Source organism: Cognatundibacterium jejuense, from assembly GCF_014284255.1.
GTDB lineage: Bacteria > Pseudomonadota > Gammaproteobacteria > Burkholderiales > Burkholderiaceae_D > Undibacterium > Undibacterium jejuense.
On sequence record NZ_JACOFV010000028.1, the window covers coordinates 1 to 23,835 of the forward strand.

The following is a 23,835-nucleotide window of genomic DNA, read 5'->3' on the forward strand; positions in this document are numbered from 1 at the left end:
TTAACGGCCAGTTCTTTAAACTCGGTGGTGTAAGCTTTTTTTGGTATCCTGTTCATCATTTGTCTTTCCAAAGTTACGTTTATTTTACGTCACCTTTGGGGAACTAAATTTCGGGGGAAGCTCAGTAATGTGTCAATGCCGACCAGCGATTCAAACTGTATTCGATTGCCTCGAAGGTAGCGCCGCCACTGGGGACTCGTTGACGTTGAATCAGTCACCATTGGCGTAAAGCGTCTGCAACGGGCTTGGCTTATGTTTGACGAATGGCCAATCGTCGCGCCGGATTGAGCAAGCTTGTTTCGCGTTCCACGTCGTAGAGTCGCGCGTATAAATCCACTATCTCTCCAGCGCTTACTAATGAATGTATTTAGACTCTCTCATTTGGACGGCAGCGTCCCTTTGTCCTAACTTTAACGCCATGTCTACGGATATTTTTTTTGCCAAAACGGATGATGTCAGCCGCCCCATGTTATTTCCAATTGAGGCAAATTCAGGAATTTCGACAAATTGGATTCCAATATAAGGGCGTGGTGTCAGCGTCGCATTATTGATATCGTCCTCACTAATTGCTCTGAAAACTGCATCCGCAAAGGGTGCAACTGTACGATAATGCATTTCTTCATAAGTGGAGGAACGGGTACCTGGAGGAATATTGATCCAACCATATTTTTTTGCGACAAGTTGTATATATTCCCTTGAAGTAGCCCATTCGATAAATTTCATTGCTTCAGCCGATGTTTTCGACGACTTCGGAATAGCAAGAGCCCAAGTCCATAACCATTTTGACCCTGTCGCTAGATGGAATACTGGCGCGCGTACAAAACCAATTTTGTCAGCAACTTTTGATTGTCTAGGATCTAGGAGTGCGCTTGCGAAGACGGTTGCATCAATCCAAATTCCACAGTGCCCCCCTTGGAAAAGGGTAAGGTTTTTCGCATAGTCTTGTTCTTCGGGTTTAGGTGGGCCGTACAACGTTAGCAACTCTATGTACGTCTGAAGTGCCAATCTCCATTCTGAGGTATCAATCGTTGGATTCCATCTTTCATCAAACCAACGCCCACCAGCGGAATTTACCATCGTCGTTAGTAAAGCCATATTGGCACCCCATCCAGGATCGCCACGTAGGCAAATGCCATAAATCTGTTTTTCAGGAGCATGGATAGCGGCTGCAATTCTTTTTATGTCGTTGTATGTTGGTGCTTCAGGCATGCTGAGCCCAGCATTTGCTACAAGGTCCTTCCGATAATAAGTCATAGAACTTTCTGCATAAAATGGCAGAGCGTATAAGTTATTATCGAGCGATAGCAGATGCCGAACTGGCTTGATTACATCTTCAATACCATATTGAGGTGACAGATTTTTAAGCGGTAATATCCAGTTGTTTTTAGCCCAAATTGGTGTTTCGTACGCACCGATGGTCAGAATATCGTACTGCCCATCCGATATAGCCAAGTCCGACAATAGACGTAAGCGCAGTGTTTTTTCATCTAATACTCTCCAGTCAAAGCTGATATCTGGATGCTTTTTTTGGTACTCCACTGATAGTTTTTGTAGCGTAAGCATTGATGCTATGTTTAATGTGCCTATGGTAAGAGTGGTGTTACCTCTCGCAGGCAAGATAGCTGCACTTAAGCCATGGTTGTACATAATTTTGTAAATAGTGCCATCCTTTTTTAATATTTGCAGACCATGATTAAATTCCTCTTTTAATTGACCTGTCTTTGAAGATGACTTGGGAAAACCAATGTAAAAATTATTGGTCGACAAAGAGGCAAATATCTCCAATTGATTAATATATTGTGGACGTTGTTCCGCTATTAAATCTCCCGCTGTCAATTTGTCTAGTAGCATCAAATCGAGCTGGTTCGTCATTAGCATATCAAGTCCTTCGAGGTCAGAGTTTACGATAACTTTTTTCGATTGGTCCGCGTAAACTAGCTCGGGGGGGATGGCTGCTTTATTGGTAAAACCAACTCGGTATTTGGAAATATTTTTTAAAAATCCAGATTTATCTGTTTTGTTGGTTCTCGTATCCACAAGCTTAGAAGCAGCTTTTTTCATTAGTACGAAACGACCCGCAGGGAAGGAATTTGAAAGAAGAAAATCAGCTTCACTGACGTTGCCAGAGTATATGGCTAAATATCCATCCGATTCGCCCTGCATTGCCATTTGATTTGCACGAGCAAGTGGAAAGAAGTTGATCTTTACCTTGTAGCCTACGCGACTGTAAGCCTCGGTCACAACCTGTGCAGCATATCCGATATTAGGTAAATCTTTCCCTAGATATGGAGGCTGTTCCGCAGCGGATAGAATGACTTCTTTTTTATTTAGGTCGATTTCTGCCGCAACAACACGTTCACGTAAAATAATTGCGTTAAAAATAATGAATATTAAAGAAAAAAAAATTTTCATGACACTTCTCCACTTTCACTTCGCTTTTATCTTAGCAGCGATATTTTTCTTGTCTAAGTAAATTAAGCTTTCATGAAGTTTTTTAACATAAATTATAAACCTACCCGAGATAATGTCGTTATTTTGGGGTTCACGCTTCTCATAGTGTTATTGCAGCCAATTTTTTTTAAGGATGCTCAACTATCAAATAGTCTCTATCGGTAATGTGGGACAATTTATTTACTTTAAAATATTCAACCGTTTCCTCCCCCCTTTTGAGGAGACCATCATGGATTTAAACGAAGCAATAGGTAAGCACGGAGAATAGAAAATGAACTTACGTTCAGCAATTTTCAAAAAAAAATATTAGACGCAACGGCGATAGAAAAAGACAATTGCTGTGAGTTGATGAAGTGGCTGCATGGCAATGAAAAAAAGTTTAGGAACATGTCCACCCATTCGGAGTGCGTGCAAAAGCATGCACTTTTCCATATTGAAGCTGGCAAGGTGGCGGCAACTATTAACGCAAAATATGCTAAGGCAGATGCAATGTTAAATGGTGGTGCAGCGTATGCAAACGCCTCAAGCGCCAATGGTGTGGCAATTATGCATCAAAAAAAGAAGCGGGCCTGTAACTTGTTTAAATTCCTTTTTACGCCAAAAAGGCCAAAGCTCACTTCCTGTGAATCCGTTTTTTTATTTTATATTGTTAATTCTCTCATCAGAGAAACTACAAATTTCGGCTCCGGTCTACAACTAGGCAGCACCGTTACTTTGAACGCAAGCATGATCGTCTCCGTTTAGCTATATTAGTTCGGTTATAACCGTAGCTAGATGCAAGTCAATCAGTTCGAGACACCATTGCTGTCTAGATCAGACCTAACTCCAACCCTCTTAGCACTGCTCGCACGCGGTCGCGTACTCCTAACTTCGACAAGATGCTCGATATGTGGTTCTTGATCGTTCCTTCGCTGGGTCCTAAGGCATCGGCGATTTCTCGGTTGTTAAAGCCGCCTGCCATCAGGGCAAGAATTTCTGATTCTCGGCTTGTAAGGGGATCCGGCAAATTCAATGGAGCAAACGCTGACGACGTATTTTTCAAACCCTGCAATACCCGTTCTGTAATCGCCGGACGAAACAAGGTTTGTCCCCCTGCGACGCAGCGTATAGCGTCGCTTAGGCGTTCGAGGGAAATATCTTTCAACAAAAAGCCTTGAGCACCCGAGCGCATTCCTGCGAATAGGGCGTGATCGTCATCAAAGGTTGTGAGTAATATCGTTGGCGGCAATTTGTGCATCGCGTTCAGCGCTTGTAGAACATCCAATCCGGAACGGCCTGGCATGCGAATATCTAGCAAAACAACGTCCGGTTGTGTCGCAAGTATCACGTCAATTGCTTGGTCTCCATCAACAGCTTCGGCAACAACACGTATATCTTCGCTCAATTCGAGCAACCCGCAGATACCGCTGCGTACCAGAGTTTGATCGTCAACTAATGCCACGCGTATCATAATATCGAACCTGTTAATTTAAAAAAGTGTTACACACAAATAACCATCTTGCGCAAACTCCCAGCGCGAATCGCCAGCCCCAGTCGATAGTAACTCAAGTAACTGGCGGCGATTATTAATGGTAAGTGGCCGTCCCTTATTATCGCTGACACGCAACGAAACTTCTGCGGCGCTTCCTGCAATTGTTAAGCGTATTGCGTATTCGTCGCAGTGCCGATGTAAGTCGCCGAGCAGGGTCGTGACACAAGACAAAACCCGTTGAGTGAGCAATGCAGATCGAATGCTTGGTGCATCCTGGAAATTCAAATCTACCTTAAAGCGGGTCACGCCAGCACAAAATATCTTCAATGCATTGGATAAATGAATAGGTTGATGATGGCTTTCAACGCTGACCAGATTCCGAATTTCTGCCAACAAACGATGCGACGTTTCGTGTGACGCACGCAGCGCATCGCTTCCACCAGATACTGCCTTCCTGTTGGCGATATCGAGATGCAGTTTGAGTGCCGTTAAATGGTGACCGATTGCATCGTGTAGTTCGCGTGCAATGCGTGCGCGTTCGGCCGCACTGGTCGACTCGGAAAGCAATTGTTGAGTAGCGAGTAGTTCGGCGTGGGCTATCTGCAATTTGTTCCGCTGTCTCTGCTCCGACGATCCCAGATAGCCGAAACAAAAGGTGATAGCTTGAAACACTGCGCCTGTAGCGATATCGATAAAAAAGTCGACATTCCTTTGCTCCAATGTTCGTATTGTCAAATCGGAGCCAAGCGGATTACAAATCAACACCTCAGGGTGAAGAGTGGGCATACGTAAAAAATGTAACACCATCGACAAACTAATTTGCAAACCCAGCCAAATCAGCGCGCTACGGTTAGGTAAAATGAAGGCAAGCTCGGCGGCGGTCAGAAACAATAGTTCTTCATTCACCAGTATTGCACAAACTATTTGCAGAGCTATCAAAGCAGTTGCGATATGAGGATCAAGCGCATAATCACGTTGAGTTCTTATCCAGAAAGACGCAGTAAACAAAAATAAGCCAGCCAGATAGGCTGAGATCAGCACATTGAATAGGAAAGCCAAATCGGAGGCGTTGGGATGCGCTGGAGTAAAGAGTTTGATCAAACTCGTCAACGGAAAGTGTAGCATTGGCAGAGCGAGTGGGCCGACGTACCAAACGGGTACAAGTTCTTGTATGCCAACTGCTAAGCATACTACGAATGCCAGCTTGCGAAATAGCGCAAACGTTGAAAGTTGATTTGGCTTTAGCATGACTTTCGACCATTCTTTGGCAAACAAATCGTCAGTCTAAAACCTCCGCCTCGCACGATACTGGAGTCAAGAGTTCCACTCAGATTTTCGAGGCGGGTGCGCATTCCTTGCAGGCCATTGCCATGGTTAATTGTCGTTTTTTCCGAACTAAGGGTACCGTTATCGGTAACACTTAAGTAAAGCATGCCGCCATCGCCGGTGCCTCGAATATGAATCGTGTCGGCGCCGGAATGGCGAATTACATTGCTTAACGCTTCTTGTACGCAGCGGAAAAATGCATGCGCGACAGCAGGCGAAGTCTTGGCGAATTGATCGCTCAACGACAAATTGATGGTCAATGCAGGAATACGTGCGCATAAGTTGTGCAATGTCTGTCGCAGGTCGACAATATCGTGCTCCCGTTCTATACCTACTACCTGCTGGATCTCGCTCAATAAACTTTGTGCCAACGTCTGCGCGGTTCGTACGGAGGGTTTTACGTGCGCTTCTGATTCTTGATTGGCAAGATTTAGTTGTATATTCAATGCAGCAAGATTATCTCCGATGACGTCATGCAAACTTTGCGAAATCCTGTTTTGCTCTGATAGACGTACCGTGTCAGTTAGTATCGCTTCGGTCGCTTGTATCTCTGCGTGGGTCCCGGCGAGCGTTGCTCGGCTAAGTATTTCGGCGTGTACAAAATAACCTATGCAAAACACCATGCCTTGAAATACCATTTCTTTTAGCCATTGCAGGGCGGTCATCGCCGCGAATGGAGGTGCATGAACGCCTGCTACATTGCATTGCGCGGCTCCTATTTGTAGCGTTGAAAGATGCGCAAAATTACAGGCATCCAACAGAAATATTTGTCCACACATCCATAGTAGTGCAGTTTTATAAGGCAAAATGAAGGCGAGTTCAGCAGCGATTAAATACTGCAAACCAGGATCCGTCCAGGGTTGCACGAGAATCGCAATTGCTATTTGTAGTGCGAGTAAGGCCTGATTCAACCATTGCGAACGATGAATTCGGGAATGGGTGCGATACCAAAATGCCAATGCAAACATTATTAACAACGTAATAAACATCATAACAAACAATCGATATTCGACTTGTGGACTGACGCCTTGTTCGTTTTCGACTGCTGCACTTACCTTTATAACCAGCATAGAAAGATAGCGGTTTTTCGTTGCATCGTTGGAAATTTCTGCAGCCGGCATATCGAGTACGGTGAAGATTCCCGAGACGAGCATGAACGTACATGCAATTAACACGATGCTACGGAAGAGATCGATAGTCGAAGGCTGGATTCTTGCAAACGATTTGGTAATCGAAGTAAATAGACGGTGCATGAAACTCAATTTAAAAATAAATATCTATCGGTGTATGTGCACCTGAAGGTAACCAAATCGGAGCTTGGTAATAGCGTACGCGTATGCGAGAAAGCACTCTGTCGCGGTAATTCAGATACTGAAAATTCTGTCCTAGTAGCAGATAGAAACGCACACCGTGGGAGTCAATTATCCTTAACTGCGTACTAGTGAAATCATGTTCATAGCTAAGTAATTGAGGTCGGGATTTAAACACAATTACGATATTTTTCCCATTTAATTGATGCCAGTCGGTCAGAAAATCGTCCTGACGTGCATGATAGGAGCCTTCTCCATAGACAGCTACCGGCCGCTGTGCGTGAAAGGCAAGCGTTGCAGCGCTGGAATAACTATCAGTGGCTAACTGGTAGCCGCCAGCGTATGGCGCAATTTTTGCTAGTAGCTCGTTAGTTTTAACGGTTAATACAATGCCGTCGTATAAATGGCTCTTGTGCCACAATTCCATCGGCATATTGGCAATCGCGAATATGGTTAGCAGATGCACGGCAGCAAATGCGCAACAATAGTTGAGAATGCGCTTTAAGCTCAGGGCGGGTAAGGCAAGCACAAAAGGTATAACTAACATCGGCATAAATGAAAGTAGCCAATGCAGCCCTATCGTTTTGAACAGGGAGAGAATTCCGAGTAGCAACAATGGTATCCCGTTGAGCCACACGATTGCTGACATCTCTGTGACCTGAGAAAGTACGCGATTAATGCTGTTGCGTTGTTGCCATACATAGAAGATAAAAAAAGGTGTCAATAAATACGTGATCGACAATAAGTAGAGTAATGTCGTCTGCAACGAGAATGTTGCATCCTCATTGCGGTTTTGTAGATTAAATAAAAAATTGACCCATCCGTTTTGACTATTCCACAATAAGTGATAAATCGCTGCGGGCATTGCGCAAAATGCGATCATAAAGAGTGCGCGCCAACGTTGCTGATCGTGACGGGAGAAGCACACGTGTGCCAGTATTGCGCAGGCTGTGAACAGAGAAAAATATTTGGACAACAGTGCCGCACCAAGTAACAAGCCAGATAGCGCATACCAGCCGTAATTCTGGCGACGCCAGGCCATCAGGTAAGCATACGTAGATAGCACTGAGAAAAAGACCACTGGGGTATCAGTGGTGATCAGGACATTCCAGATATTCGTCGGTTGCAGTATTACAAGCATGGCACCAATGCGGGCACGTTCGACACTATAGGTTTTCAGCAACTGCCAGACAGTTGCGGCGAGAACGAAAGGTAATAAGACTGAAGGCAATCGCAATAGCCATTCCGCGCGCGACATTTGCAGCAAACCACTCAACCACCAGCCTATCATAGGAGGGTGATCGTAATAGCCGCCAGCCGGATGTTCGCCCCAGAGAACGAAATAGGCTTCGTCGCCGGTCAGCGGCAATACGTAGGAAAACCAACAACGAAATAGCAGCACGGCAAGCAGGAATGCAAATACATGCCAATGAATTTTTTTTTGCATCATAAACTCAGTCGTCGAAAAATAGCTTCGGGGATCAGCTTGATCAGTAGCATGATATAGCGCCAAAATCCCGGAAGATAGACAACGCTATCGCGCTGAGCTATCGCATTGACGATCCCGGACGCGATAGCATCCGGCGTTGCCCACATCATTCCTTTACGAAATTCGCTAGTCATCGGCGTATCTACCAGACCAGGTTTAACTGTTAATACGTGTACGCCACTAGGATGAAGGCGGTTGCGCAATCCTTGCAAAAATGCGGACAAGCCCGCTTTGGCGCTACCGTAGACGTAATTTGATTGCCGTCCGCGCTCGCCTGCTACTGAGCTGATCACTGCAATCGTGCCATACGATTGCGTGACAAAACGTGGTGCTAGTATGGTTAGTAATGCGACGACGCTCACAAAATTGACGTTCAGCTCGCGTATACTCTTAAGCGGATCTTGTTCACATGCCGTCTGCTTTCCTAATGTACCGTAAGCGATCAATACAATATCGATACCACCCAGCGCGTATATCGCGCTATCGACTGCAGCGATGTGCGAGCTTATTTCCAAAGCGTCGAAATGTTGGTAAGTGACCGCTGTTGCACCGCGCAACAGCAAATCCCCAGCAAGCAAGTGTAAACGCTCAAGACTTTTGGCGAGCAGAAAAAAACTGGCATGTTGTTGCGCATATTGTTTGGCGAACGCTTCAGCTATGGCAGAGGTTGCGCCAACTATCAGTACCCTTTGCATTTAATCCAAACCTAAACGTTGCGATTGATTCGAGCGGAACTTGCCCAGCGCACCGTAATGTGCGCGCACTTGCTGGAAAGCCTGCCAGTTTGGGTAGCTGCGACGGAACGTATCGGTGCTCATACGCGCATCTTTGCTCAAATATAGGCGACCACCAAAGGCAAGCACGATAGCATCGAGTTCATCAAGTAATGCAAATAAGCCGTCATCAATTTGGAAGTCCAGTGCAAGGGTATGGCCCGCAAATGGGAAAGATAGGAAATTCTTATTTTGCGGCCCCAAACTTTTTAATACGGCCAAAAAGGACGCGCGTCCGGATGCTGCTATTTTTTTTAATAGCTCGTTCAATCCGGATAACGCTCCCGCATGCGGCAGTACGCACTGATACTGGCAAAATCCTCGCTTTCCGTACAGACGATTCCAATACTGAATTCGATCTAAAGGATAAAAGAATGCATCGTAATGAAGGCGCTGCTGTATCCGGCGTGCTGCGGTATGATAGTAAAGCGTATTGAATGCCTTAACTGTGTAGTGATTTAGCAATCTATCCGGCAGAATACAGGGTAGCGTTATCTGTGCTCTATTGCTGAGTTCTAGTACACCGTGAACAATTGTTTCACCCAACATCAGCACAGCTCTGCCTAGCTCCCGGCCTGACGCTAGGCAATCGATCCAGGCAACCGAATACATCGCTTGCGCATGTTGCTCGAATAATTCCAGCGTATGCTGCAAGCCCTTGGTTTGATATGCCATTTGAGCGATATCTGTGCTGAAAATTGCATGCAGCTGAAGCCGTACAGTCAAAATAATGCCGGTCAGCCCCATCCCTCCACAGGTTGCATGGAACAGATCTGCATTCTGCAATGCCGAACAGGTGAGTATGCTACCGTCCGCGAGTAGAACATCGAGGCTAATCACATGTTCACTGAAACAACCTTGCTTGTGATGATTTTTACCGTGTACATCGCTGGCGACCGCGCCACCGACGCTGACGAACTTGGTTCCCGGCGTTACCGGTAAGAACCAGCCTTTGAGAACGACGACCGTGAGTAGTTCAGCGAGACATAGACCAGATTCGCAGCATACAAAACCGTTCGCTTCATCGAAATCTATCAACATATTTAAACGGCGAGTGTCAATCAATTGCGTTGCTAATGCACTGTCGCCGTAACTTCTCCCCATGCCTCGTGCAAGCAAAGTAGAAGAGTCTTTCATATGAATCATTAAATCCGATCGCTCCCCCGGCGTATGGATGATCGCTTCTTGCAAAGGGTAGCGCCCCCAGCTATGCATTAACATTGTTGAGCCCTTTGAGAGAACACAAATTTCCGATCGAGACGGTATTTGATTGTGTAACCGATCAACAGCGCAATTGCGCCAATTGCATAGATGAAAGCTGTCGTACGTAGAAAATGCGCGGCCAGTAATTCTGAGCTCCAGAATAAGACGGTCGTCATCAAACCACTTAGCGTATACAGAGAAAAAGAGGTGACGTTCTGTAATACATTGTGAGTTTGAACTCGAAAAATATGCCTTTTATCGAGCCAGTATTTCAAGAGTAAGCCAGCAACACTGCCGCAAATTAACGAAACAAGGACGTTGTGTTTACCGTTATACAGAAAGCGGCTTAGCATTTGTGCGAGCAGATTGGTAAGTGTGGCGATCAGCGCCAATCCGGTATAGATGATAGTGATGCGCATAAACCCGTCAGCGTCCCGTTGAAAATGATAAACCGACAATGACAGCGAGCAGGCACCCTAGCAAAACGCCGGTTGCGATTTCGGCTTTGCTGTGCCCTATTCTTTCTCGAAGTATTGGCGATCCGGGAATTTTGCGGTTAAGACAATTGAGCTCGACCGCGTGTTTGCCGATTTGTCCGCGCAAGCTATGGGCATCCAGCAGTACAATGAAAGCGAGTGTGAATGCAAGCCCCGTCAACGGAGAGGTGATACCCGTTTGCAACGCGATTTGCGCAACGCTGCTGCTGACGATCGTGCTATGCGTACTCGGAAAGCCGCCGTAGCCGATCAACTCAAAGGCAATTCGTCTCTGATGAAGGCAATTTACGATCAGTTTTATCGTACCGGCGACCACCCATGCAAGGATAGGTGTAATTAAATAAATGCAGTTCATCTTCTATGCTTTCAACGGCCACAATATCCACAAACATGTCGCACACCAAAGCACTACTATCAACATGATTTGCTTATCTGCGATCAGTACGTCAGTTGGTGACTCGCCGCCATCGAGTGTTTCAACGATATACCAGTAACGAAATAAACCGAACAGAACCAGAGGAATAGTGATAATCATTTTCTGGTTTTGCGACATCACGAACAGGCTATAAAACATGACTGCACCAGTTGCCGATTTCTGCGCATATCGATCAATCAAGGCGATCGAATAATTTTTCAAGACGTATCTGCCACTTATGCCGCTATGCACTAGTTCCTGGCGGCGCTTAATCGCAGCCAAATATAGCGCCAAGCACAGCGTGGTTATTGCCATCCACCCAGAAAGCGGGACCGACAAAGCGACGGCACCGGCATACACTCTGAGCACAAAGCAGATGGCAATAGCAAAGATGTCGACAACGGGTTGGTGTTTGAGCACCAGGGTGTAGGCGTAGTTCAGCATTAAATAGGCGGCGATCACATAGACAGTCTGCGGAACAAAGAACCACGCGCAAGCAAGAATTAGGTAAAGCAATGCAAGCAGGTGCAAGGCTTCCAATTTACTGATGATGCCGCTGGCAAGTGGGCGCGATACCGATTTCTGCGGATGCCGACGGTCGCGCTCTATATCGTGAATGTCGTTGATAATGTACGCCGCTGACGATGCTATGCAGAATAATAGTGCTGCTATCAGTGCGGCGTAGACTTCTCCTAAATTGAGAAATTTTCCTGAAAATAGCAGCGGTGCCAGAACAAAAGCATTTTTTAGCCATTGCCGCGGACGAATCAGTAATAACAATCCGTACAGATGTAGTCGCGATGTAGAGCGGACATAGTTGAGTTGCATAGCTTGTCTTGAGTCATGTCGGTTAAAGGGTGTTGAGTCGCTGGCGTTTTCTAGTCGAATAGGATAGGCAACGTTGCGAATTGTAGATGCGGATAAAAATTTGCACATGTGCCAAAAGTCATATGTCCGAAGCATAACTTTTGGCATGACAACCTTGTCTGAAGTAGGGTTACGCACCAATGAGATTGAACGATCTAAGAAAGGTTGAAGTGCTTTCTTCACCGACCACCGTTACCAAACGAGATGCATATACACGCAAACTGACAGGACGATTAGCAAAAACAGTTGAACCACTGTAGCGATTACGTGTGACATTCACAGACATCATTTCAACTAAAATGTCTAAGTGGATGACAAAATTCGAATGCGACTTAAGTGGGTTCAATTGTATGAAGAACTCGGTAACACAGGCATAGTTTGCTTGCGTTTTGGCATTTCACGGCCAACACTACGGAAATGGTGGACTTGCTATCAAAAGAAAGGCATTGATGATTTGCAAGAAGAGATTCGTAGGTCAAAATTATCACCTCGGCAAAAGGCTTTGCCTATTCATGTGCAATTAATTTCTGATCTCAGAAAGCGCAAATTAAGGCATCGCAGAATCTAAAACGAATAAAACAGATTGCACGACTTTTCGCTTTCGACTGCAATTATTCATAAAATGTCCCTCACGATTATTGGTTAGCGGAACGTGTCCTGTTAAGTCCGACAACGAATGGCAACAATTTTTTCGCCACTAGCTCCGGCATCTCGGTGTGTGGATAGTGCCCAGCTCCTTCAATAATCAGGGTGTCTGCAGCTAGTTGTGCGGCAAGCCATTTAGCTTCTTCTTTTGCATGAGCGAAGTCTGGTTCACGTGTTCCCATTACAACGAGAGCTCGTACCTTAGTATGCGGCAGAATAGCTTCTGTATCTGCCTTGGAAAGTTTTATTATAGATTGAAGTGCTTCCATCCGTCCGGGTTCGCGAAGGTTTTGAACCAATGCCTCTTTGACTTGAGACTGGTCCGCAGGTTTTTTTGTAGGAAAAACACCCCCGCTGAGTCAATATTCGGTGCGCATCAACGCAAGAAGACCGACGGATAATAGCAATGCCCATTGCGCCAATTTAAGCAGCCAACCATTTTCAGGCTGCATGTCAACTACGACCAAAAAGACGATGCCGAATGCATACCATCGAATTGAAACGAACGGCACGAGATATCGAACTGCATGCGCATGGAGGGGCAAACTACCAATCATTCAACGTTCTCAAAAACTCGACATGGACGCTTCCGTATTAGTGATGCTTTCATCAGCAAGAGTTGCTAAGCAGATTTCAATAACACTGTAATCCGGGTTAGAAATCACCAATATCGCCGAACTTCTCACATTGAATTTTTCCTGCCACAAGCATCGAGCATACGTTTAATAATTTTCCTTTCCTCGTATAAATTTTAAAATTCCATTGCTGGTCAACTCGCTCCATTAACATAAATCCGAATTGGTTAGTGTGTGAAAAATTTTTAAGAGTAACGTTCGGAGCTGGTTGAATTTCCATTGGGAACGGTTTCGGAAATTTTGGATCAAGGTTGTCACCGCCGTTGCCAACAATGAATGTAGCGGGTTGTTCGTCCACAAAGTTCAGCGCTTGAAAATTATGTACATGACCGTGAAGAGCTAATTGCACTCCTTCTGGGAAGTATCGGCGGGAGTTGATTGGCTCCAACACAGATTGCAACGCCGCGCCAAAACCAGTAGGAGCATTATTTCCATATTGCACGAAACCAAATACTGGATGATGGCTAGTGAATATACTCATTCCCGTCGACTTATTAGCCAACTGATTGACGACCATGAAGTTATCCCAATAATGTAAATATTGTGGATTGGTTTGATCGATAGCAGTTTGCCCAACTTTGGCCGAATCAAATACGATGATTTGCGTATCGTTGCCCAGACTAACCGCATAAGGCTGTGAGTAATTTGCGGCGGCGTCATTTTTTTCCAAGTCACAAGTACGTTGTTCTGTATATGGTTCTGGACTTAAATAGCGAAACCAACCTTGACCCGCACGTGCGCACTCCTCATGGTTACCTCGTACAAAAATCCAGGGTGATGCTGACAGCAACGGAGCTGCAGGTTGCAAGAAATCAGCAGACCATGCATCTGAACCGTAGCCCCAAGGACTGTCTTTACATCCCTTTGCATCATCAGGACAAGCCGTTTCGCGATAGTGATAATCGCCTACATGCAGGACTAAATCTGGCTCAAAGCTTGCGGCGGTTTTAGCAAGTTGAGGAAACGGCCAAGCATCTTCATCGGAGCAATTTTGGAATACGTGATCGTTCTTTTTCATTCGGCAGCCAGTGTCGCCCAATACTAAAATACGGTTTAATGTAGCCTTCAATACAGGTAAAACCTTTGTCCCAAGCATGACGCGTTTTGCTCCCGGCGGCACCGTAATTTCGCAGGTGTTGGAGGAAAACACAGAAGCTTTTGAATCGGAGATCGAATTAGGTGTTGGTCTTCGCTCTATGGTTGCTTTGGCAGCTCTTAGCTGCATTGAGTATATTTGCGAGTCTATTATTATATTTGGGCAAATGTCCGCGTTTGTGTTTACTCGAACGATTTGTTGGTTTTTTTCCCCAACCAAGATCCAGCTAGACTCGAGTGCAGCGTCTTCCGTCGATCGTTGGGGCAACCCGCTGCATCCAAACAATACAAAGGGAATAGTCACATAAAGCAAAAAATTGGAGGTGTTCATAGACCTTCATTTTCGTAGTTAAGCATCAAATTAATTTGGATACGGCTAGAATCCCATTTTCTTTTAACGGGATTTGTTACGCGATTAAATATCTAGTCGTGGCACATATTTTTCGGCGGCACGATTGAATCTCTATGGATCGGCTCAACGTCGAAGACGACCCGTTTGTGAGGTTCGGCAGCGTTATCAATGCGATTTAATAAGATTTTCACGGCTTCTAACCCTATTTCATGTATAGGGAAACTAATGGTGCTTAAGGGAGGCGAAGACAATTCGCACCAAGGGATGTTGTCGAAGCCTACAACCGAAACATCCTCTGGTACGCTCATACTCAAGCTACGTAAGACACGAATGGCACCGATTGCGATCACGTCAGCACCAGCGATGATTCCAGTGACTCTCTTTTCCGCGAGCACCTTGATCACATCGGAATCAAGATCGGGATTAAAAGATGCTTCAACTTCCCAAACCAGTTGGCCGTGCTCCTCGACATATTCGCGAGCTCCCATTGTTCTTTGACGTACACTGAGTACCTCTGACGGCGCATTGATCATGCCAATGCGTTGATGTCCTTTTTCAATCAACATAGCTGCAGCAAGACGCCCGCCCATATAGCAATCAGCGACAACACCATCTAAACCAGGAACGAACCGATCAATCGCTACAGTTGGCTTTCCATGAAGTTCGATCTCAGTAGCGCTAGCCTCACTGATCGGAAACCAAATAAGCCCATCTACACCTAATTGTATGAGTGTTTGAATTGAGCGATTTTCAACTTCCTTTACTCCCAATGTATTTGTCACGAAGGTCTCATAGCCTGCCTCTCCCAAAGCACAAATGACTGTTTGCACAAGTTGAGGAAAGAACGGATTCGTTAGATCAGGTACCACCAGTCCAATCGTACTAGTTCGTCCGGTACGCATCGTTTTTGCTGCCTGGTTTGGGCTATAGCCCAATTGTTGTGCGACAGCGATTACCCGTTCTCGCGTTTCTCGACCAAGCGAACCACCACCATTCAACGCGTAAGACGCCGAAGCAAGTGAAACTCCGGCGGTCTCTGCGACATATTTAAGTGTAATTTTTTGTTTTTTCAACATAAGCGCAATTTTTAATTATTGAGTTTGCTAGGGGAGTAGTTAGTTGAGATTTTCCTTCATTTAACTTTGCTGATGGAGAGGAATTATACCAACGAATGAAACGATTCACTAAAATTACTTTCTTCAATTTTTTTTATCAAAAGAACGACTTTAATTTGTTAGTCTTATTTAGTTTTCTTAATTAATCAATCTATAGTTAAATTCACTTTTTTTCACTCTAAAAATTGAATTTATGCTCTCTCTTTTGCACATTTTAAAAATAGATTTTTTAGTTTGACGTCATATTAACGTCACAATCCTGCCTTATATTTCGCAGTGAAACGATTCATTTAAAAGTTTCAAATTCGCTAAATTCTTCGGGTGAATTTACTGAGCATTATCAATTTCATCATTAAATCTTAGGAAAATGAAATGAACCCACATCTCAACAAGGCAATAAAATTCATGATTTTATTGCCTATGTCGCAGGCGACAATCGCAAATGCTGACGTCGAAACGAAATATGTTGGTAACGTCAAAAATAATGTCGCAAGTGATGCTATTAATGTCGCGAGCTCCGACGGTAACGTTGCCGCACCTCCGGTAATTGACAGCAATGACAATCAAGTGCAAACAGTTGAAGTTAAGGGATTAGAAGAAGCCATTGGTTTTAGAGCTGTACGAGCGAATATAAAAATCACCAAAGAAGATATAACTTATTACCCGCCAGGGGTCAGTGCAGACAAGGTGCTGGAGCGAGTATCCGGCATCCAACAAGGTAGTTCTAACGCATTTGGTGGCAGCACGTTTGACTCAACGATCAATATGCGTGGCTTTGAGAAAGATAGTATTGGTTTCTCGGTTGACGGAATCCCAAATGGTAGAACTACCTTAGGTGGTGGTTCGGTTCCTTCTCGCTATTTCGATAGTTCGAATCTAACAAGTGTGCAGGTATCGCAGTCTGCAGGAGAAATAGGCGCGCCAACCAACCAAGCGTTGGCGGGTCAAATAAATTACCTTACTGCCGACCCAAGTAATATTTTCGGCATCAATGCAGAGGTTGGTTATGGAAGTGCGGAGACCAAACGCGCTTATGTGCTGTTTAACACAGGTGAACTAGCGCCCGGTTTAAAGGCATATATCAGCGCCTCCAGAAATTTGTCTCAAGTTTCGTATGTTATCAATCCATCTGGTACCAACACGCTAAATCACGTTGACTTTAAAGCGGTAAAAGAATTTGACAATGGCGCAGACTTGAAGTTTCGCTATTCGTATAATGATATTAATGAGAGGAGCGCCGCCAATGTCGTGACGCTCAATAGTTTCAATTCCAATCCGAATGTAGACGGCTACACAGATTCTTGGAGCAAAAATCCTAAGACGGATGTCAATTACCGCGCCTTTTACGGCAATCCAAGAACTGACAAAATGGCTTATATTTCCGGTACTTTACCGTTGCCGTACAACATACTGCTTGATATAAAAGCGTACAACGCACATCAAGATGGTGCCGGCAAGTTCGCTAATTTAGGTAACACTTATACTGCATTAAATGGTTTAACTAACAGCATCTATTATCGTGAAAACGATTATTACACAAACCGAAATGGCCTCTTAGCAGAGCTATCTGGCTCAGATGGAAATTACTTTGCGTGGCGTATCGGTGGATGGGTAGAGAAATATCAAGCAAACCAAGAGCGCAATTTCTATTTATTAACGAACCCAGTTCAAAACCAGGACTATAGTTCGATATCAAGTTTAACAAGTAGCAACCTGCATTGGCACGATAAAACAAAGCTCTTTTATGCGGCAAATACATCCAAATTTATGGATGGGCAACTTCAAATCAATTACGGCGTTACCTATCTCCAAAATTCAGTTGATTTTAATGCTCCAATTTATAGCAATACCGCCTCGAAGATTTCAAGTAACAAGTTTAACTACATCAATCAAGCAAACGCCAATTCGGGCATCCTTCCAAAATTTGGGGCCTTATATAGTATAAATCCGACTGTGCAAATTTTTACAGGCTTTTCTAAAAATGCGGCCAGCATTAGTGATCCAACCGTGCAAGCCAATGCCGCTCCAGCCACAACTCCTGGCATACCTATAAGTCAAATGGATACGACTAAAGCATGGGACTTGGGAATTCGAAAAAAAGGTAGCCAGTATTCAATTGGACTTCAATCTTTCATCATCCATGCCGAACAGACCTTCGCCTCTGACATTGCAACAACGTTGACCAAACTAAATATTCCTGAGGGCCGAAACGTCAAAGGAGTCGAGGTAAACTACAAACAAGGGATTGGTAACTGGAGCCTCTACGTTGCTGGCACGGTCCAACAATGTAAATATAATCTGAGTGGCGTCGACGGAAGCGGTAACCCTTCCGCAGGATTTATTCGTAACAACTCGGACTGCGTTGGCATTGCAAATAAAAATTTGTTTTCCGAAGTATCCTACCAACCTAGTTCAGCTTTAAAACTCGCTGGAACGGTCAAGGTTAAATCTAGCATGGCTGGTTATTATGCCAATCCAAATGCAGTAAACTCTGGAGTGGATGAAACCGTTAGCGGAGTCACCTTACTGGGTTTAAATATGTCCTACAGAACTTCTATACATACGTTTGGCATTAATGTCGAAAACCTCACCAACAAGCATTACATCTCAGGCATAGCACCAGAACTAGAATCGTCTTCCTCCGCATCAGGGCGTTACTTTATTGGAGCACCACGAACATTTTATGTTTGGTACAAAGTAGGAATTTAATCGAGAAGTTTCGGTTCGCTGTATAGGTGAAAACAATTTTAAAATTGCAGTAACTACATGTTTTCACCTATTTCCCATAGTTTTTATATGAATTCTAACGGTTGATACTAAACCTTCAGTCGAATTGGAAATAAAATTATTCAGAATTAATTTACTAAAAAATTCAAAAATTAGACTCTTTCAATTTGCTTATTAGAATTTATTTTTTGAACTTGGGATGATCCCTGTTGCAGGATAAGCCATAGCGCTATCGCGATCAATCCTCCTCCAAAAGCATGCGCCAAGGTTGCTACTTCGTTCAGTAAAAGCCAGCCCCATAAAGTTCCAAAAAATGGAATTAAGAAAGTAACTGTTAATGCCTTCATTGGTCCAACATCTGCGATTAACCTGAAGTAAAGTACATAGCCGAAAGAGGTACACAGTAGACCGAGGGCCAGCATTGAAATCCAGACGTTGGCATGTACATCGTGCCATGTCAAAGGATGAGTTGCCTCGTCCCAGACCATAAACGGCGACAACATAAGCATCGCCCCGATTTGGCTACCTAAAGCAACATTGCTACTTCCCAGACCGCCGCGTAACGTAATCCAACGTTTCGTCAAAAATCCCGCCAGACCATAACAAGCAGTTGCACCCAGACATGAAGCTATTCCCCAAAGCATTGGGCCATTAACTGTAGTCGGTCCGGTTCTCGTTAATATTGCTACCCCAGCAAATCCAGTTACAACCCCGACTGCCTTTGACATGGTAAATTGCTCACCAAAGGCAAGTGCCCCAATTAAAACACCCATCAGCGGAGTGGTTGCATTAATAATTGCGCTATAACCAGCTGGAAGAACTTTGGCTGCAAACGCAAACAAAAGAAATGGAATACCAGAATTGATTACTCCTAAAAATAACGTGGCAGTGAACTTTCCTTTGAATGAAAAACCAGTGCGCCAGAATGCAATCAAACCATACAGACCCAATGCGCCCAACGCGACTCGGCAGAATGCTGTTGGTATTGCCCCTAAAACAGGCACAGAAACTCGCATAAATAGAAAACTTCCACCCCACAATGCTGCGAGCAAGAACAGACGTAAAAGACTCATAGGATTCATAACGGTTACCTTGGTTAATGTTTATTTTTACTAAATATCGTTGCTGCTATATTATTGGTACATCATCGGATGAACAAATCATTTGTTCTAAACTTACTTTAGTAAAACTAAATTGAAATGAAACTCCCAGCACTCGTTTCTATTCGCTTCTTCGAGGCAACTGCGCGAAATCTTAGCGTTAAATGCGCTGCCGAAGAGTTACATGTAACATCAGGCGCGGTCACACAGCAGGTGCGTAAGCTCGAAGGATTTCTTGGGAGGCCGCTATTTGAAAGACGCTCTCGTGGATTAAAATTGACTACGGAAGGGCTAGATTATTATCTTGCATGTCAGGAGGCGCTAACTCTAATAGGACGAGCCACAGACAAATTGATGACCAATGAAAATCAGGTGGTTTTGGTTAGTTGTACGCCAGGCTTTGCTACGCAGTGGTTGGTGCCACGACTTCAGGACTTTATGTATCAGGCTAAAGATATTGACGTCCGTGTCAGTACATCAAATCGTAAGGTTGATCTTCGTAAGGAAGGTATTCATTTTGCGGTAAGACATGGCATGGGGGAATATCCAGGATTGCAGTCAAGGGTGCTCCTGGCCGACGACTTAATTCCAGTTTGTAGTCCCAGATTAATTGCGCCGCAGAAGACTGCAACGATAGATTTCGTCAGAGAAGAGTTGTTGCTTCACGACGAACATAGGGGGGATTGGCGCCTATGGTTCAATGCCGCGGGTATAAATCACATTAAGTCTGATTCCGGGATCGTCTTCGTTAATTCAAACGCGGTTATCGAAGCCGCTATCGCTGGACGCGGTTTTGCCCTTGTACATCGTGCATTAGTAGAATCTGAACTAGCCTCCGGGCTTTTAATTGCGCTGGAATCATTGACACTGAAAACGCCAATCGCCTATCACTTAGTCTACTATCCTGATACGTTGATTGATTCCGTGTCACGCCGATTCTTTGATTGGATTATTTGGCAATCTAAAAAAAGTTCTATTTAACATAAGGGCTCAATCGGTTCATGTGGATTGTCTCGTAAGCCAAGTTGCAAACCCCTGTTATTCGCAAATGCAATTGCTTTCAAATACCAAGGTTGGATTGTAACGTTTTAGTGAAGCGATAGAAATATATCTTGAGACTGCGATTGACTGATTGTATTTGAGTGATCACAATCGGCACATAAGAGACAGTCAACTGGCCGATCTAATTTCCCCTGCATTTCTATTTTCATTAAACAAAATTAAGCGACTTAGTAATCGCTAATCTAATAAGTCCTTTAAACGATTAGATGCGATCAACTCAAATATTTTGCAATTCATAAAATAAGATAACTTCTATGTTTTATTATAACAACGACTTACAACCAGCATAATAATGGCGTTTTATTTTGAATAACGTCCATTATCAATACAACGAAGAAGATGAAATATGACACTATGTCTATCTTCGAGAAAATAGTCGGTCGAAAATATTTCGACACGATTTCATATCAACCGTACCATTACCTATTCTTTCTTAAAAATACCATTCAAATAAAATGAAAAGTACGCTGTCGCGTCAAGAACAACTTGAACGAATAATTCAAACACAATCATTGATTGCAGAGGCTGATCTCGATCTCGATGTATTCATGCAACTTGTTGTTAATCAGCTGCAAGAGCTTACCGAAGCCAAAGGAGCTGTCATTGAATTGGTTGACGGTGATTTCATAGTTTACAAGGCGACAAGTAGCGCGCTATCTCACCACTTAAACTTGCGGCTGTCCCGTAAAAATAGCCTATCTGGTCTCTGCGTTAAGTCAGCAACCATTTTATATTGTGAGAATACTGAAACCGACGCACGGGTTGATGCAAACGCCTGCCGCAGCGTCGGGGTTCGGTCAATGATTTGTACACCACTTTTTGAAAATGGAAAAGTCGTTGGCGTACTCAAAGTAATGTCTGAACTCACTTCAGCATTTGATCAAGAAGATATCCAATTATTAGGATTAATGGCGGGGGTATTGGGTGCAGCGCTAGGCAAGCAACTATTGTTTGATTCAATGACGAAAATGCAACAAAAATTACGTCAAAGCGAGCAACGATTGCTACGGCTCTATGAATCAACTCCTGCGTTAATGCAGTCGACCAACATAAATGACGAAATACTTTCTATTAGCGATGCATTAATAAAAAAATTAGGGTATGAACGAGAGGAAGTAATAGGTCGATCGTCACTGAATTTTTTTACACCCGAGTCTCGGAAGCATGTACTCGAAGCTATTTTGCCAGCCTTTTCAAATAAAGATTATTATCACAATATTCCATGCCAAATAGTAACCAAATCTGGCTCAACTCTTGATGTACTTTTCTCTCGTGATTTGGAACGTGACGCTCAAGGTGATGTAATACGTAGTTTAGAAGTCATTGAAGATATCACTGAGCGTTTAGCACTTGAACGTCAATTAGAAGAAAAGCGAAAGCGGTTTGAATACATTATAGAGAGCACAAACACGGGTTCATGGGAATGGAATATTCAAACTGGTGCGGCCGCATTTAACGAGCGATGGTGTGAAATTATCGGCTTTACTTTGAAGGAGCTTGAACCTGTTTCCGTTGCCACTTGGCTTGAATTTTTACACCCAGAAGATAAGCAAAAATCTGACGACTTATTAGATCGCCATTTTAAAGAACAAAGTGAACGTTATGAGTGTGAAGTACGAATGCGACATCGTAACGGGTATTGGGTGTGGGTGCTCTCCCGTGGTCAAATTATGACCTATACCAAAGATGGTCGTCCGGAGCGCATGTTTGGTACTCATGAAGAAATTACACAACGTGTCGCCGAACGAGAAGTGCTGCAAAATTTAAATATTACGTTAGAAAAACGCGTTGAAGAAAAGACTGTTGAGCTTGCATCAATTTTATCAAAATTACATCAATCACAAGAAGAACTAATCAGAAGTGAAGCAAAAGCACTGTTGAGTACGTTGACCGCCAGCGTCTCTCATGAACTCAACTCCCCCATTGGTAATAGCGTCTTGGCGGCAACAACATTATCTGGATTGAGTCGTGAACTCCGTATGTCAATGGAAAAAAATGCGCTAAAAAAAGCACAATTAGTAAAGGCTATTGCTGAAATCGACGCGGGTGCGGTGATTATCGATCGGAATTTAAAGCGTGCCGAGGTACTGTTAAACAGTTTTCGGCAAGTCGCCGCCGATCAGTCAAGTGAGCAACGTCGTCATTTTGATTTAGCAGTCACCGTACAAGAAGTTATTGATACGATTGCACCAACTTTAAAACGCAAACCTCATAAAGTTGATATGGCGATTCCAAGTGGAATCGTAATGGATAGCATACCTGGTGCAATTGGACAAATCATTATTAATTTAATAAATAATGCTTACCTACATGCATTCGAAAATCGCACAAATGGCGTAGTAACGATCAATGCCGAAACAACGTCGGAGGTGGTTTCAATAAGTATCAGTGACAATGGATGCGGAATGAATGACGTGGTTTTAAACCGTTTATTCCAACCGTTTTATAGTACAAAAATTGGTCAAGGTGGAACTGGATTAGGGATGTCTATCGTAAAAAACATTGTCAACGCTCTTGGTGGGAAGATTCGTGTTTTTTCTGAAGTGAGCGTTGGTACAATTTTTAAGATCCATTTGCCTCTAACAACGCCCAAGTACACACCTTTAAAATGAAACAATATGTTGGGTGAATCGCTACATATTAAAAATAAAATTTTAATGTCTTATCAAAAAAACATTGCCACTATAAAACAATTCAAATTAAACAAACTCATATACAAAAGTAACCAGTAAGAGAAGTCAAAATTTATGCCAAATCTTCAGCATCAGACGACAAAAACCATGACTTCCAACATAATTAGTGAAATTAAAAACAAGTATAAAATCATGATTTATGAGGGAGAAGGATTTAAACAAGCCTGGTACAACGGTACACTAACCGATACGCCAGAACAGGTCAAAGACAAGTTGGAGTTAGCCCTAAAGCATTATTTTACTAAAGACTTATTTATCTCTACATTTGAGTCTGACGAAACCTCTCCATATCAATTTACCTACATAATCGTCATCCCGATCCATACCTGAATAACAATATACTTTAAATAGCAATATTTTTACGTATAACATAAGAATGTTCATAGCAATAATGATAATTCAATGAAATTTGGAGAAATGTATGAAAACGCCTGAGATTCCTCCCAACGAACGAGACCGTCTATCTGCATTAACCGGATTAGAGTAAGCACCCGGTGAAGTCATCTTGAAGTTAAGAGCGTAAGCGTAGATGATCGTGTCCACTTATTAAGTGGACACTTGTACATGATGGAAGATGGAATCAATACGCCTAGACGGCGTCGGCGACAC

20 protein-coding genes are annotated in these 23,835 nt (G+C 43.7%); 6 read left to right on the forward strand and 14 right to left on the reverse strand.

The window, feature by feature from the left end; translation table 11 throughout:
• Nucleotides 1-354: 354 nt before the first annotated feature.
• Nucleotides 355-2,412 carry an extracellular solute-binding protein gene (locus H8K32_RS19480; protein WP_186914230.1) on the reverse strand — a complete coding sequence of 686 codons (2,058 nt, stop codon included), beginning with the start codon at nucleotides 2,410-2,412 and terminating at the stop codon, nucleotides 355-357.
• A gap of 447 nt (nucleotides 2,413-2,859) precedes the next feature.
• Here H8K32_RS19480 and H8K32_RS19485 point away from each other — a divergent pair, with 447 nt between their 5' ends.
• Nucleotides 2,860-3,195, forward strand: a complete 336-nt coding sequence (locus H8K32_RS19485) for a hypothetical protein (protein ID WP_186914231.1) — start codon at nucleotides 2,860-2,862, stop codon at nucleotides 3,193-3,195.
• A 64-nt stretch (nucleotides 3,196-3,259) separates the two neighbouring features.
• Here the strand turns inward: H8K32_RS19485 and H8K32_RS19490 are convergent, their stop codons facing one another.
• Genes H8K32_RS19490 through H8K32_RS19530 form a run of 9 tightly spaced genes read right to left on the reverse strand, consistent with a single transcriptional unit; the run spans nucleotide 3,260 to nucleotide 11,763 of the window.
• A complete protein-coding gene (locus tag H8K32_RS19490; protein WP_186914232.1) occupies nucleotides 3,260-3,901 on the reverse strand; it encodes a response regulator in 642 nt (213 codons plus the stop codon).
• 18 nt (nucleotides 3,902-3,919) lie between these two features.
• Complete coding sequence (locus H8K32_RS19495; RefSeq protein WP_186914233.1) at nucleotides 3,920-5,170, reverse strand: sensor histidine kinase; 1,251 nt, start codon at nucleotides 5,168-5,170, stop codon at nucleotides 3,920-3,922.
• The gene (locus tag H8K32_RS19500; protein WP_186914234.1) at nucleotides 5,164-6,501 is read right to left on the reverse strand and encodes a sensor histidine kinase; all 1,338 of its coding nucleotides are present in this window, start codon (nucleotides 6,499-6,501) and stop codon (nucleotides 5,164-5,166) included. The genes H8K32_RS19495 and H8K32_RS19500 overlap by 7 nt, the downstream gene beginning before the upstream one ends.
• Nucleotides 6,502-6,511: 10 nt before the next feature.
• Nucleotides 6,512-8,008, reverse strand: coding sequence for an ArnT family glycosyltransferase (locus tag H8K32_RS19505; RefSeq protein ID WP_222613204.1), 1,497 nt, complete (start codon nucleotides 8,006-8,008; stop codon nucleotides 6,512-6,514).
• Nucleotides 8,005-8,742: an SDR family oxidoreductase gene (locus H8K32_RS19510; RefSeq protein WP_186914236.1), complete on the reverse strand. Its 738-nt coding sequence runs from the start codon at nucleotides 8,740-8,742 to the stop codon at nucleotides 8,005-8,007. Before H8K32_RS19510 ends, H8K32_RS19505 begins: the two co-directional genes overlap by 4 nt.
• Complete coding sequence (locus H8K32_RS19515; RefSeq protein ID WP_186914237.1) at nucleotides 8,743-10,041, reverse strand: FAD-binding protein; 1,299 nt, start codon at nucleotides 10,039-10,041, stop codon at nucleotides 8,743-8,745.
• Complete coding sequence (locus tag H8K32_RS19520; RefSeq protein WP_186914238.1) at nucleotides 10,035-10,442, reverse strand: GtrA family protein; 408 nt, start codon at nucleotides 10,440-10,442, stop codon at nucleotides 10,035-10,037. The genes H8K32_RS19515 and H8K32_RS19520 overlap by 7 nt, the downstream gene beginning before the upstream one ends.
• Before the next feature lie 7 nt (nucleotides 10,443-10,449).
• Nucleotides 10,450-10,875, reverse strand: a complete 426-nt coding sequence (locus H8K32_RS19525; protein ID WP_186914239.1) for a divergent PAP2 family protein — start codon at nucleotides 10,873-10,875, stop codon at nucleotides 10,450-10,452.
• Between the two features lie 3 nt (nucleotides 10,876-10,878).
• A complete protein-coding gene (locus tag H8K32_RS19530) occupies nucleotides 10,879-11,763 on the reverse strand; it encodes a decaprenyl-phosphate phosphoribosyltransferase (protein WP_186914240.1) in 885 nt (294 codons plus the stop codon).
• Between the two features lie 364 nt (nucleotides 11,764-12,127).
• On the opposite strand from H8K32_RS19530, the gene H8K32_RS20785 reads away from it, so the two are divergent.
• Entirely contained in the window at nucleotides 12,128-12,370 is a 243-nt protein-coding gene (locus tag H8K32_RS20785; RefSeq protein ID WP_390312306.1) for a helix-turn-helix domain-containing protein, read from the forward strand.
• A 67-nt stretch (nucleotides 12,371-12,437) separates the two neighbouring features.
• On the opposite strand, the gene H8K32_RS19540 is transcribed toward H8K32_RS20785, so the two are convergent.
• From H8K32_RS19540 to H8K32_RS19550, 3 genes are all read right to left on the reverse strand, one after another.
• Complete coding sequence (locus tag H8K32_RS19540; RefSeq protein ID WP_186914242.1) at nucleotides 12,438-12,716, reverse strand: alpha/beta fold hydrolase; 279 nt, start codon at nucleotides 12,714-12,716, stop codon at nucleotides 12,438-12,440.
• A gap of 385 nt (nucleotides 12,717-13,101) precedes the next feature.
• Nucleotides 13,102-14,508, reverse strand: a complete 1,407-nt coding sequence (locus tag H8K32_RS19545; protein WP_186914243.1) for a metallophosphoesterase family protein — start codon at nucleotides 14,506-14,508, stop codon at nucleotides 13,102-13,104.
• A 92-nt stretch (nucleotides 14,509-14,600) separates the two neighbouring features.
• Complete coding sequence (locus H8K32_RS19550; RefSeq protein ID WP_186914245.1) at nucleotides 14,601-15,605, reverse strand: LacI family DNA-binding transcriptional regulator; 1,005 nt, start codon at nucleotides 15,603-15,605, stop codon at nucleotides 14,601-14,603.
• Between the two features lie 411 nt (nucleotides 15,606-16,016).
• Here H8K32_RS19550 and H8K32_RS19555 point away from each other — a divergent pair, with 411 nt between their 5' ends.
• Nucleotides 16,017-18,353: a TonB-dependent receptor domain-containing protein gene (locus H8K32_RS19555; protein WP_186914246.1), complete on the forward strand. Its 2,337-nt coding sequence runs from the start codon at nucleotides 16,017-16,019 to the stop codon at nucleotides 18,351-18,353.
• Between the two features lie 170 nt (nucleotides 18,354-18,523).
• Here H8K32_RS19555 and H8K32_RS19560 read toward each other — a convergent pair whose 3' ends face one another.
• Nucleotides 18,524-19,453, reverse strand: coding sequence for a DMT family transporter (locus H8K32_RS19560; protein ID WP_186914248.1), 930 nt, complete (start codon nucleotides 19,451-19,453; stop codon nucleotides 18,524-18,526).
• Between the two features lie 117 nt (nucleotides 19,454-19,570).
• Here H8K32_RS19560 and H8K32_RS19565 point away from each other — a divergent pair, with 117 nt between their 5' ends.
• From H8K32_RS19565 to H8K32_RS19575, 3 genes are all read left to right on the forward strand, one after another.
• Nucleotides 19,571-20,452, forward strand: coding sequence for a LysR substrate-binding domain-containing protein (locus H8K32_RS19565; RefSeq protein ID WP_186914250.1), 882 nt, complete (start codon nucleotides 19,571-19,573; stop codon nucleotides 20,450-20,452).
• Between the two features lie 536 nt (nucleotides 20,453-20,988).
• Complete coding sequence (locus H8K32_RS19570; RefSeq protein WP_186914252.1) at nucleotides 20,989-23,145, forward strand: PAS domain S-box protein; 2,157 nt, start codon at nucleotides 20,989-20,991, stop codon at nucleotides 23,143-23,145.
• A 213-nt stretch (nucleotides 23,146-23,358) separates the two neighbouring features.
• Entirely contained in the window at nucleotides 23,359-23,556 is a 198-nt protein-coding gene (locus H8K32_RS19575) for a hypothetical protein (RefSeq protein ID WP_186914254.1), read from the forward strand.
• Nucleotides 23,557-23,835: the final 279 nt, after the last annotated feature.